This window comes from Shewanella sp. NFH-SH190041 (assembly GCF_024363255.1).
Taxonomy (GTDB): domain Bacteria; phylum Pseudomonadota; class Gammaproteobacteria; order Enterobacterales; family Shewanellaceae; genus Shewanella.
Genome location: NZ_AP026070.1, coordinates 3,343,998 through 3,355,837, shown reverse-complemented (window position 1 = coordinate 3,355,837; position 11,840 = coordinate 3,343,998). Strand labels below are relative to the sequence as shown.

The window sequence follows — 11,840 nt, the reverse complement described above, 5'->3', positions numbered from 1 at the left end:
CTTCATGAATGAACTGACATACCGCTTTGGCCGTCCGGCGGTCAAGGCGGATTTGCGTACTGAAAATGCTGACTTCCAGGTGCAGGAGATCCTGCCATTTGTTCCTTGTGGCGAAGGAGAGCACCATCTGGTCCATATTCGCAAATCTGGCCTGAATACCGTTCAGGTGGCAAAAATGCTGGCTGACTTTGCCAAGGTGCATCCCAAGGAAGTCACTTTTGCCGGGCAAAAAGATAAAAATGCTATTACTGAACAGTGGTTTGGTATTCGGATCCCGGGCAAGATTACGCCACTTTGGCATGAATTGAACAGCGATGATTTGACGGTACTGTCCAGTACCCGCCACAATAAAAAACTGCGAATTGGGGCATTGGCCGGTAACCGCTTCGCTCTGACCTTACGACAAGTTTCTGATATGGAAGCGTTATTATCTCGGGTTGCTAGTGTTGCTGCCGGAGTGCCTAACTATTTTGGTGAGCAGCGTTTTGGCCATGATGGACGCAATCTTGATAACGGCCGCAAAATGCTGGCTGGACGTAAGGTAAAAGACAGAAATAAGCGCAGCATGTATCTGTCGGCGGTGCGCTCTAATATTTTCAACCAAGTGGTGTCTCGTCGCTTGGCGATTCACGGTGTGCTCCCTTTGGCGGGTGATTGTGTCATGTTAACCGGCTCGCGTTCTTTTTTTGTCGCCGAGCAATGGGACGACACCTTGAGTCAACGTTTGGCTGACCGGGATATTCAATTATCCGCGCCATTATGGGGACGTGGTCAGTTACCCGCGACTGGAGATGCGGGGGACTTTGAACTGCAGCAAATTGCAGCTGCAGGACTACAAAGCGATTGCGATGGGCTGGAAAATGCGGGTCTGGAACAGGAGCGTCGCACCTTGTTGCTGCGGCCGGAAGGACTGAAATCCACCGTGATTGATAACCGCACACTGCTGCTGGAGTTTATGTTGCCATCAGGGTGTTTTGCCACATCTGTGCTGCGGGAGCTGTGTCAGTATGATGATGTGCAAGAGCGGCTTTACCGTGAGCGCCTTGCTGCTGAAAAAGCCCAGCAGGAGATTGAATGAATATCTTGATCAGTAATGATGACGGTGTACATGCGCCGGGCATTAAAGCGTTGGCTGATGCGCTGTCAGCTAATGCAAATATTACCGTGGTGGCACCGGATAGGAATTGTTCTGGTGCTAGTAATTCTTTGACACTGACCAACCCACTGCGGATTAATCGGCTTGAGAATGGCTATGTAGCTGTCAACGGTACACCAACAGACTGTGTGCACTTGGCTATTCGCGAGCTGTATCAGCAAGAACCGCATATGGTGGTGTCCGGTATTAATGCTGGCGCGAATCTTGGGGATGACACGCTTTATTCAGGTACGGTTGCCGCTGCAATGGAAGGCCGCTTTTTGGGGTTGCCTGCAATGGCTATTTCATTAGTGGGTCACCAATTAGCGCATTATGACACTGCGGCTTACTACGCCGTGCGTCTGGTAGCTGGATTACGACAGTATCCATTGGCTGCGGATCAAATTTTGAATGTCAATGTGCCAGATCTTCCCCGTAATGAAATCAAAGGCATTAAGGTGACTCGTTTGGGTGTACGCCACCGTGCTGAAGATATGGTGCGCACAACCGATCCGGCTGGGCGAGAGATTTTTTGGTTAGGTCCTCCTGGTGCAGAGCAAGATGCGGGAGAAGGAACTGACTTTGCTGCGGTGGCGGCTGGATATGTGTCAATTACACCTTTAACCGTTGATTTAACCGCCTATCGCCAGATAGCGCAGCTGCAGGATTGGATTGAAAAAATATGAACCCGTTGGCTTCAGGTGCAGCCGCAAGAAACCTGGCTAGAAAGCTGGCAATGAGCGGTATCCGAGATCCCCGGGTATTGCAGGCCGTTACCGTGACGCCGCGAGAAATCTTTTTGGACGGCGCGTTGGCACATAAGGCCTATGAAAATACTGCTCTGCCAATTGGTCAGGGACAGACGATTTCCCAGCCTTATATTGTGGCGAGAATGACTGAGCTTGTTATGCAAACCAATCCTGAAAAAGTACTGGAAATTGGTACCGGCTCAGGATATCAGGCTGCAGTATTGGCTCATTTGGTACCACAACTTTGTACTGTTGAGCGCATTAAAAGCTTGCAGATCCAAGCTCGCCAACGACTCAAACGGCTGAATTTACATAATGTGGCATTTAAATATGGTGACGGTTGGCAAGGCTGGCATAACCGAGCGCCTTTTGATGCCATTATTGTGACAGCGGCGGCAGCCCAGGTCCCAGAAGCACTGTTATCCCAGCTAGCCCTAGGCGGCGTGCTAATCATTCCCGTTGGGGAGGCGAGTCAGCAATTATTACGTATTACTAAAACGGACAATGGATTGCACCGGGAAGTGATTGAAGCCGTTAGATTTGTGCCACTGATTAACGGCGATTTAGCCTGAAATAGACCGGTAAAGGATGGGGGAATACAGGTGAAAATAATGCCGCACATGGCTATTTCAGCGCTATTAACGTTGTCTGGCTGCAGTTTTCAGGCTTCCCATCCTGCGCCGGTGGAAAGCCTGAGTTTTACTGCGCGGCCGGTATACAGTAAAGGCAGTATTCAGGGAGATAATTATCGGGTGAAGCGAGGTGATACGTTATATTCTATTGCTTGGGGGGCTGATACCGATTTCCTTGATTTGATTCAATTTAACAACTTGTCTGAGCCATACACAATTTACCCCGGACAAATCCTCAGATTATCCACACCTTATATTTACTCTAAGCCGCAGAATAACAAAGAAAAAATCATCAAATCAGCATCTATATCCACAGCGAAGAATAAAAAAGTTGTAGAAACTGCAGCTAATACGAATGGTGGAGATAATGTAAAAACTGCCACTTATAGTGAAAAAAACCTTGTCAATAAAAATCCGCCACCGTACCATGCAACAAGTTCGCAACAAAAAGTTAACCAAGGTAACGCCAAGCCGGTAAAACAACTGCCTAAGCAGGTAAACCGGTGGGTGTGGCCAGTAACAGGTCGGCTGATTGATACTTTCTCTGAATCGGGACAGGGAAATAAAGGGATTAAAATTGCTGGTAATCGGGGTGAAATCATTAAATCTGCTGCCAAAGGCCGAGTGGTATACGCAGGCAATGCCCTTAGGGGATATGGCAATTTGGTGATTATTAAGCATAGCGATGATTATCTTAGTGCTTATGCTCACGCCGATAAAATTTTGGTCAAAGAAAAGCAAGCGGTAAAAGCCGGTCAAGCAGTTGCGACTATGGGCAGCACGGATGCAAATCGGGTAATGCTTCATTTTGAGATCCGTTACCACGGTAAGTCTGTGAACCCACTTAACTATTTGCCTAAGCGATAATTTTAGGCAGCCAGTTTGGCAATGGAGGATACGACAGTGCAGTAGTTATTGAGTGTTCACAGGTTTGGGAGAGTAAATTATGAGCCGGAAAAAAAATGCAGCCGTAGCAGAAGAGCTTGTAGATTTATCCGTTAATCAGCCCGATCCCCATGAAGGATCGCAAGACAGGGAGTCAGAACAGCTCAGCCCAGTTCAGGAAGCTGAATTGGAACAACAGGTTCAGGAAGATCTGCATAAAAATCTGGATGTAACCCAGCTATATCTGAGTGAAATAGGATTTTCCCCGCTGCTTAGTGCCGAGGAAGAAGTCTATTTCTCGCGTAAGGCGCTTAAGGGGTGCGAAAAATCCAGAAACCGTATGATTGAAAGTAACCTAAGATTGGTGGTCAAAATAGCCCGACGTTATAACAACCGTGGTCTAGCATTGCTGGACTTGATTGAAGAAGGGAATCTTGGCTTGATCCGGGCTGTGGAAAAATTCGATCCAGAGCGAGGATTTCGTTTTTCAACTTATGCCACTTGGTGGATCCGTCAGACCATTGAGCGGGCAATTATGAATCAAACCCGTACAATTCGTCTACCGATTCATGTGGTCAAAGAATTGAACGTGTACCTGCGTACTGCAAGGGAATTGGCTCATAAATTGGATCATGAACCAACCGCAGAAGAAATTGCAGAAAAACTCGATTTGGACAGTGCTGATGTCAGTCGTATGCTCAAATTGAATGAGAAAATATCTTCTGTAGATACCCCGTTGGGCGGGGAAAGTGATAAAGCTCTGCTTGATGTATTGCCAGATGATGATTCTGTCGCGCCTGACTACAAGGTACAGGATGAAGATATTTCTAACTCTATTGTCCGTTGGCTCAATGAGCTTAATACCAAACAGCGCGAAGTGTTGGCGCGACGTTTCGGCTTGCTTGGCTATGAGCCATCAACATTAGAAGATGTTGGCGCAGAAATTGGCTTAACCCGTGAGCGGGTTCGTCAAATTCAGGTTGAAGCATTAAAACGTTTGCGGGAATTATTAAGTGCCCAGGGGTTATCTGTTGAGGCATTATTTAAAAATTAGTACTGTGGTTTCTGCTATATGACATAGCACAGATGACATCTGTACTAGACCTTAGGAATAACTTCAAATAAAAACGCACCAATTGGTGCGTTTTTTAGTGATTGTTCTTAGCCGTTGAGATGTAAACCTATGATTTCCACTGTGGGCTAAAGATGACGAGCTTTAATCTTTGGCTAACTGTTTTAATTCATAGATCAGTTCTAAGGCTTGGCGCGGGGTTAATTCATCCGGGTGAATTTGTGCCAGGCGATTCAGCGCTGCGCTCGGCTCTGGTGCTGAAAATGCCAATGCTTGCTGCTGTGGTGAGATAGTGGTTTGAGGCTGTTCTCGGTTTTCCAATTGCTGCAATTTAAGTTTAGCTGATTGGATCACTGCACTTGGCACCCCAGCTAATGCCGCAACTTGCAGACCATAACTTTTGCTTGCCGCGCCTTCTTGCACTGCATGCATAAAGGCTATTGTATCACCATGCTCCATTGCGTCTAAATGGACGTTACAGACATGGGGCAGTAATTCTGGCAACTGTGTCAGTTCAAAATAATGAGTGGCAAATAGTGTCATTGCCGCAATATTTTGGGCTAAATACTCTGCCGCTGACCATGCTAGAGAGAGACCATCATAGGTGGAGGTTCCCCGACCGATCTCATCCATCAGTACCAAGGAATGCGCTGTAGCATTATGCAGGATATTGGCTGTTTCAGTCATTTCCACCATAAAGGTTGAACGACCTGAAGCCAAATCATCAGATGCGCCGATACGGGTGAAAATACGGTCAACAGGCCCAACGATTGTCCGTTGGGCTGGCACAAAGCAGCCAATATGTGCCATCAGGGTGATCAATGCTACCTGACGCATATAAGTGGATTTTCCCCCCATGTTGGGACCTGTGACGATCAACATTCTACGGTTGTTATTCAGTGCAACAGGGTTGGCAATAAATGGCTCACTACTGACTCGCTCAACGACTGGATGTCGGCCCGCTTCAATCCAGATCCCTGCTTCAGTAGATAACTCTGGGCAGTGATAATCCAGCATATCGGCTCGTTCGGCAAAATTGCTGATCACATCCAACTCAGCGGCGGCTTTAGCAAATTGCTGTAATGGATGCAGGTGTGGCAGGATTAAATCAAATAGCTCTTCCCATAGCTGTTTTTCCAGTGCTAAGGCTTTGCCCTGGCTGGACAGCACCTTTTCTTCATGTTCTTTCAGCTCTGGAGTAATATAGCGTTCGGTATTTTTAAGTGTTTGTCGACGTTGATAATTTAATGGTACCAATGCTGACTGAGCGCGGCTTACTTCAATAAAGTACCCATGTACTCGGTTATAACCGACCTTAAGGGTATGGATACCTGTACGGGCTTTTTCTCTGGCTTCCATTTCTTCGAGATAGCCGGTTGCACCATCACTTAAGCTGCGCCATTCATCTAGCTCTGCATGGTAACCCTCACGGATCACTCCGCCATCACGGATAAGCACCGGCGGATTATCGATAATAGCCCGCTCCAGCAGATCATGAAGTTGTGGAAACTCACTTAGCTGTAGCGCCAGTTGGCGTAGATACTCACTATCACAGTCAGCTAATAATTGTTGTAGCGCTGGCAGCATTGCCAGCGCTTGGCGCAGTCTGGCAAAGTCACGAGGTCTGGCACTGCGCAGTGCTAATCGGGCCATAATCCGCTCTACATCACCTAATTCCTTAAGCATTTCATGTAGTTCGGTATATAAGCCGTTTTGCAGTAATTCGCTCACGCCTTGCTGGCGGGCTAAGATTTGCCCGTGATGCCGCAATGGTTGATGTAACCAGCGTTGTAGCATACGGCTACCCATAGGTGTTGCAGTGGCATCCAATACCGAGGCCAGCGTATTTTCTCGACCACCACTCAAATTGGTGGTTAGCTCCAAATTCCGCCGGGTTGCAGCATCAAGAATAATACTGTCACTTTGACTAAATCGAGTGATGGCATTGATATGGGGCAGCGCGGTGCGTTGGGTATCTTTGACATACTGCATTAAGCAACCAGCCGCTTGTAGAGATAATCTGGCATCTGCAATACCAAAACCCCGGAGATCTCGGGTACCAAATTGCTCTAGCAATAAGCGGACACAGGTATCGTAGTCAAATTCCCATTCTGGCCGTCGACGCTTACCTTTGAAGTGATTGATGAGCTGCATTTGGCCGAAGTCTTCACTGTATAGCAGCTCTGCTGGGTTAGTACGCTGCAGTTCAGCTTCTAACGCTTCGATACTACCCAGTTCAATAATGACAAATCGACCGGATGCGACATCCAGTGTGGCATAACCGTAATGCTGTTTATATTCATACACAGCGGCTAACAGGTTGTCTTGATGTTCCTGCAGGAGCGCTTCATCGGTTAAGGTTCCGGGTGTCACAATACGAACAACTTTACGCTCGACAGGCCCCTTGCTGGTGGCGGGATCGCCAATTTGTTCACAAATGGCAACAGATTGACCAATCTGCACTAATTTAGCCAGGTAGCCTTCTACTGCATGGTAGGGAATACCCGCCATAGGAATAGGATCGCCACCACTTTTCCCCCGTGCAGTGAGGGAAATACCCAACATTTCAGAGGCCCGTTTAGCATCGTCATAGAAAAGTTCGTAAAAGTCTCCCATTCGGTAAAACAACAGCATATCTGGGTGCTGTGCTTTCATGGTCAGATACTGACGCATCATAGGGGTATGTTTTTCCAGTTCGGAAGTGTCAATTGTTGCCGTCATTGAAGCTGTATTGCCTTTGTTATGGCTCGGCTGAGCCGCAATCATTTCTTTGGTGGCAATCTTAACAATAATCATCTTGGATGTGATGGGGTGGGGGAAAAATCTGCTGTTTTTAGCAAAAACCCATGGTGGTAAAAAATTTCTATACAGTACTTGATACTGTATGATTGTACAGTATACTAGGTCAGGTTCACTGCTGTGATCTATCGGTATGATGGCTTGCTAAGGATGAGCATGACACCTGTCGGCCATAGACTCTAAAGCAGTGAAAATGACATAAAGACAATACAGATACACCTCCATTGTGGTGAGTTAAAACCATTTAGGCGACTAAAGGATTTGTTAATGAACGAAAACAAACAGAAAGCACTGTCAGCTGTACTTGGCCAGATTGAAAAGCAGTTTGGTAAAGGTTCTATCATGAAGCTGGGTGATAACCGCACAATGGATGTCGAAACGATTTCGACCGGCTCGCTGTCTCTGGACGTTGCATTGGGTGCTGGTGGTTTACCTCTGGGACGGATTACCGAAATCTATGGTCCTGAGTCATCCGGTAAAACCACGCTGACATTAGAATTGATTGCCGCAGCACAACGTCAAGGTAAGACTTGTGCGTTTATCGATGCTGAGCATGCGTTGGATCCTATTTATGCCAAAAAATTAGGTGTAGATATTGATAATCTGCTGTGTTCTCAGCCTGATACTGGTGAGCAAGCGTTAGAGATTTGTGATGCATTGGCTCGCAGTGGTGCTGTAGATGTAATTGTTGTTGACTCTGTCGCTGCACTGACCCCGAAAGCTGAAATTGAAGGCGAAATGGGTGATTCTCACATGGGTCTACAGGCGCGGATGTTGTCTCAGGCGATGCGCAAATTGACTGGTAACCTGAAGCAATCCAACTGTATGTGTATCTTCATTAACCAAATCCGTATGAAGATTGGGGTGATGTTTGGTAACCCTGAGACTACAACTGGTGGTAATGCACTGAAATTCTATGCTTCTGTCCGTTTAGATATTCGTCGCACCGGAGCCATCAAAGATGGTGATGAGGTTGTGGGTAACGAAACTCGGGTGAAAGTAGTTAAAAACAAAATTGCTGCACCATTTAAGCAAGCTGAATTCCAGATCCTGTATGGGCAAGGCATTAACCGTACCGGTGAATTGGTTGACTTGGGTGTAGCCCATAAGCTGGTAGAAAAATCTGGTGCCTGGTATAGCTACAAAGGTGACAAGATTGGTCAGGGTCGAGCTAATGCAGGTAAATACCTGGTTGAAAACCCACAGATTGCAGCAGAAATCGATCAACAGCTGCGTGCTAAGCTGCTAACGTCAGCGACTGCAGCTCCGGCTTCAGGTGATGAAAACATTGATCTGGAAACAGGTGAAGTATTCTGAGCCAAGCAGTAAAACAGGCCGCGCTGACAATATTAGCGCGGCGTGATCATTCAATTGCAGAATTAACCGGTAAACTGCAGCTGAAAGGATTCAGTGTCGAAGACTGTATCTTGGCCGTCAATTATTGCCAAGAAATGGGCTATCTGGATGATGAGCGTTTTGCCGGTTTGTTGCTGCGTTCCCACATCGCTAAAGGGCATGGCCCTGTGCGGATCCGTCAGGCATTTATGCAAAAAGGGCTGGCACGGGATCTGATTGCACAGGTTCTGGATGCCAGTGATTGTGATTGGTTTGAGCTGGCTCGAGAAAAAGCGTTGCGTAAGTATCAGCTTCCCAAGACCTCAGACCATAAAGAAAAAGCCAAACGTATCCGCTATATGATGAGCCAGGGTTTTAGCTATGATCAGGTAGCTTATGCACTGGATTATGATCCTTTCGATGAGAATTAACCGCTAAAATTGCTGCAGCCTTTTGTCGTTTGCTGCATTCTATCCTTCCTAAATAGCGATTCGTCAATCAAAGCTGGTCGTCTTTGGCCAGTCTGCTTATAATGCTGGGCAATTGTGGGTAAGTGTGTAGACTTGCCCGTTTGCATTATTCAAAGATATCCATTCAGGAAGATTTCATGTACAAAACCACTGCAGAGCTGAGAAGCGCCTTTTTGTCGTTTTTCGCCAGAAATGGTCATCAGGTCGTGGACAGCAGTTCACTGGTTCCTGGTAATGATCCTACCTTGCTGTTTACCAATGCGGGTATGAACCAGTTTAAAGATGTATTTCTGGGATTTGACAAGCGCAGCTATAGCCGAGCCACCACAGCACAGCGCTGTGTTCGTGCCGGCGGTAAGCATAACGATTTGGACAACGTTGGTTACACTGCGCGTCACCATACTTTTTTTGAAATGCTGGGTAACTTCAGTTTTGGTGATTATTTCAAGCATGATGCGATCCGTTTTGCCTGGACTTTCCTGACTGAAGATCTGAAATTACCAAAAGATCGCCTGTGTGTGACAGTCTATGAAACCGATGATGAAGCGTTCAACATTTGGAAGAACGAAATCGGTGTTCCTGAAGAGAGTATTATCCGTATCGGTGACAATAAAGGTGCCGCGTTTGCTTCAGATAACTTCTGGCAGATGGGTGATACCGGTCCATGCGGTCCATGTACTGAAATTTTCTATGACCACGGTGATCATATCTGGGGTGGTCGTCCTGGCACACCAGAAGAAGATGGCGACCGCTTTATCGAAATCTGGAATATTGTATTTATGCAATACAATCGCCAGGCCGACGGTACTATGGATGTACTGCCAAAGCCTTCCGTTGATACCGGTATGGGGCTGGAGCGTATTGCTGCAATTTTGCAGGGTGTTCACTCCAACTATGAAATCGATATTTTCACTAAGCTGATTGCTAAAACCGCTGAAATCATCGGTGTATCTGATCTGGAAAACAATTCACTGAAGGTGATTGCTGACCATATCCGCTCTTGTGCATTCTTGGTTGCTGATGGTGTGATGCCATCCAATGAAGGCCGCGGTTATGTGCTGCGCCGCATTATTCGTCGCGCCGTTCGCCATGGTAACAAATTGGGTGCAACCGACACCTTCTTCTACAAACTGGTGCCAACGTTGATTGACGTGATGGGGGATGCCGCCAAAGACTTGGTTGCGACTCAGAGCATCGTAGAAAAAGCCCTGAAAGCAGAAGAAGAGCAGTTTGCCCGTACACTGGAACGTGGCTTGGGGATGTTGGATCAGGCACTGGAAAATCTGACCGGTGACACGCTTGATGGCGAGACTGTATTCAAACTGTATGATACCTATGGTTTTCCTGTCGATTTGACTGCGGATGTTTGCCGTGAGCGTAATATCAACGTAGATGAAGCTGGTTTTGAAGCTGCGATGGCTGAGCAACGCCGCCGTGCTCAAGAAGCGGGTAAATTTGGTGCTGATTATAATGCCGGATTAAAAATTGATGGCCAGACTGAATTCTGTGGTTATGAGCAGATGACGGGTAACAGCACCATTACTGCTATCTACAAAGAGGGTCAGGCTGTTGATAGCATCACTGCCGGTGATAAAGCCGTTGTTGTATTGGCTTGCACGCCATTTTATGGCGAATCTGGTGGTCAGGTAGGCGACCGCGGTCATCTGCAGGCTGATGGTATCGAGTTTGAAGTGACTGATACACAAAAGTACGGTCAAGCAACCGGCCATGCTGGTGTACTGCATACAGGTACGCTGACTGTTGGTCAGTCTGTTGCGGCTATGGTGGACAAAAAACTGCGCCATCGTACTCAATTGAACCACTCTGTGACTCACTTGCTGCATGCGACCCTACGTCAGGTCTTGGGTACACATGTCACTCAGAAAGGTTCTTTGGTCGATCCTGATCGTCTGCGCTTTGACTTCTCTCATGTTGAAGCGGTGAAGCCTGCCGAACTGAAGCGGATTGAAGATCTGGTAAACACCCAAATTCGTCGTAACCATGAGCTGCAAACTGCAACAATGGATATTGATAGTGCCAAGGAAAAAGGTGCGATGGCACTGTTTGGCGAAAAGTACGATGCTGAAGTGCGCGTAGTCACTATGGGTGACTTCTCTATCGAGCTGTGTGGCGGTACCCATGTTGGTCGTACCGGTGATATTGGCCTGTTCAAAATCACCTCTGAAGGTGGTATTGCTGCCGGTATTCGTCGCATTGAGGCGGTAACTGGCGCAGCTGCCATAGCGTATGTTGCTGCAGAAGAGGCGGAGCTGAGTGAAGCTGCATCGCTGCTGAAAGCGGATAGCCAGTCTCTGGTCGCTAAGTTGAAGGCGCAGTTGGAAAAAGCTAAGCAGCTGGAAAAAGAAAATGCTCAGCTGAAAGATAAGCTGGCTGCCGCAGCAAGTGCTGATCTGGCCGGTGATGCCGTAGAGGTTGCCGGTGTTAAAGTACTGGTGAAGAAACTGGAAGGCGTGGAAGCGGGTGCGCTGCGTGGTTTGCAGGATGAACTGAAACAAAAACTGGGCTCAGGTGTTGTCGTACTGGGTATTGCTGGTGATGCGAAAGTGAATCTGATCGCAGGTGTGACCAAGGACTTGGTGGGTAAAGTTAAGGCCGGTGAACTGGTGGCTATGGTAGCTGCCATGGTTGGCGGTAAAGGCGGCGGCCGCCCAGATATGGCTCAGGCCGGTGGCAGTCAGCCAGAGAATCTGGACAATGCACTGGCCCAGGTTATGCCTTGGGTGAGTGAACGTCTGTAAGAGG

The 11,840-nt window shown here is 47.5% G+C and carries 9 protein-coding genes; 8 read left to right on the top strand and 1 reads right to left on the bottom strand.

Going from position 1 to position 11,840, the window contains the following annotated elements:
* Positions 1–4 precede the first annotated feature (4 nt).
* From truD to rpoS, 5 genes are all read left to right on the top strand, one after another.
* Positions 5–1,078, top strand: coding sequence for a tRNA pseudouridine(13) synthase TruD (truD, locus tag NFHSH190041_RS14945; RefSeq protein ID WP_261922549.1), 1,074 nt, complete (start codon positions 5–7; stop codon positions 1,076–1,078).
* Positions 1,075–1,821, top strand: a complete 747-nt coding sequence (gene surE / locus NFHSH190041_RS14940; RefSeq protein ID WP_261922548.1) for a 5'/3'-nucleotidase SurE — start codon at positions 1,075–1,077, stop codon at positions 1,819–1,821. Before truD ends, surE begins: the two co-directional genes overlap by 4 nt.
* Complete coding sequence (locus tag NFHSH190041_RS14935) at positions 1,818–2,456, top strand: protein-L-isoaspartate(D-aspartate) O-methyltransferase (protein WP_261922547.1); 639 nt, start codon at positions 1,818–1,820, stop codon at positions 2,454–2,456. The genes surE and NFHSH190041_RS14935 overlap by 4 nt, the downstream gene beginning before the upstream one ends.
* A 39-nt stretch (positions 2,457–2,495) precedes the next feature.
* Positions 2,496–3,383: a peptidoglycan DD-metalloendopeptidase family protein gene (locus NFHSH190041_RS14930; protein WP_261922546.1), complete on the top strand. Its 888-nt coding sequence runs from the start codon at positions 2,496–2,498 to the stop codon at positions 3,381–3,383.
* Between the two features lie 79 nt (positions 3,384–3,462).
* The gene (gene rpoS, locus NFHSH190041_RS14925) at positions 3,463–4,455 is read left to right on the top strand and encodes an RNA polymerase sigma factor RpoS (RefSeq protein WP_261922545.1); all 993 of its coding nucleotides are present in this window, start codon (positions 3,463–3,465) and stop codon (positions 4,453–4,455) included.
* Positions 4,456–4,617: 162 nt separating this feature from the next.
* On the opposite strand, the gene mutS is transcribed toward rpoS, so the two are convergent.
* Positions 4,618–7,194, bottom strand: coding sequence for a DNA mismatch repair protein MutS (gene mutS / locus NFHSH190041_RS14920; protein WP_261925146.1), 2,577 nt, complete (start codon positions 7,192–7,194; stop codon positions 4,618–4,620).
* 345 nt (positions 7,195–7,539) lie between these two features.
* On the opposite strand from mutS, the gene recA reads away from it, so the two are divergent.
* From recA to alaS, 3 genes are all read left to right on the top strand, one after another.
* On the top strand, positions 7,540–8,589 hold the full coding sequence (gene recA, locus NFHSH190041_RS14915; protein WP_410010835.1) for a recombinase RecA: 1,050 nt from the start codon (positions 7,540–7,542) through the stop codon (positions 8,587–8,589).
* A 23-nt stretch (positions 8,590–8,612) separates the two neighbouring features.
* Positions 8,613–9,038 (top strand): regulatory protein RecX, encoded by a 426-nt coding sequence (locus NFHSH190041_RS14910; protein WP_410010881.1) that lies wholly within the window; start codon positions 8,613–8,615, stop codon positions 9,036–9,038.
* Between the two features lie 176 nt (positions 9,039–9,214).
* Complete coding sequence (gene alaS / locus NFHSH190041_RS14905) at positions 9,215–11,836, top strand: alanine--tRNA ligase (protein WP_261922543.1); 2,622 nt, start codon at positions 9,215–9,217, stop codon at positions 11,834–11,836.
* The last annotated feature ends 4 nt before the right edge of the window (positions 11,837–11,840 follow it).

Excerpts from the sequence above, each read along its gene's own strand:
- truD (WP_261922549.1), top strand. The coding sequence starts at position 5 with ATGAATGAACTGACATACCGCTTTGGCCGTCCGGCGGTCAAGGCGGAT.
- surE (WP_261922548.1), top strand. The coding sequence starts at position 1,075 with ATGAATATCTTGATCAGTAATGATGACGGTGTACATGCGCCGGGCATT.
- NFHSH190041_RS14935 (WP_261922547.1), top strand. The coding sequence starts at position 1,818 with ATGAACCCGTTGGCTTCAGGTGCAGCCGCAAGAAACCTGGCTAGAAAG.
- NFHSH190041_RS14930 (WP_261922546.1), top strand. The coding sequence starts at position 2,496 with ATGCCGCACATGGCTATTTCAGCGCTATTAACGTTGTCTGGCTGCAGT.
- rpoS (WP_261922545.1), top strand. The coding sequence starts at position 3,463 with ATGAGCCGGAAAAAAAATGCAGCCGTAGCAGAAGAGCTTGTAGATTTA.
- mutS (WP_261925146.1), bottom strand. The coding sequence starts at position 7,194 with ATGACGGCAACAATTGACACTTCCGAACTGGAAAAACATACCCCTATG.
- recA (WP_410010835.1), top strand. The coding sequence starts at position 7,540 with ATGAACGAAAACAAACAGAAAGCACTGTCAGCTGTACTTGGCCAGATT.
- alaS (WP_261922543.1), top strand. The coding sequence starts at position 9,215 with ATGTACAAAACCACTGCAGAGCTGAGAAGCGCCTTTTTGTCGTTTTTC.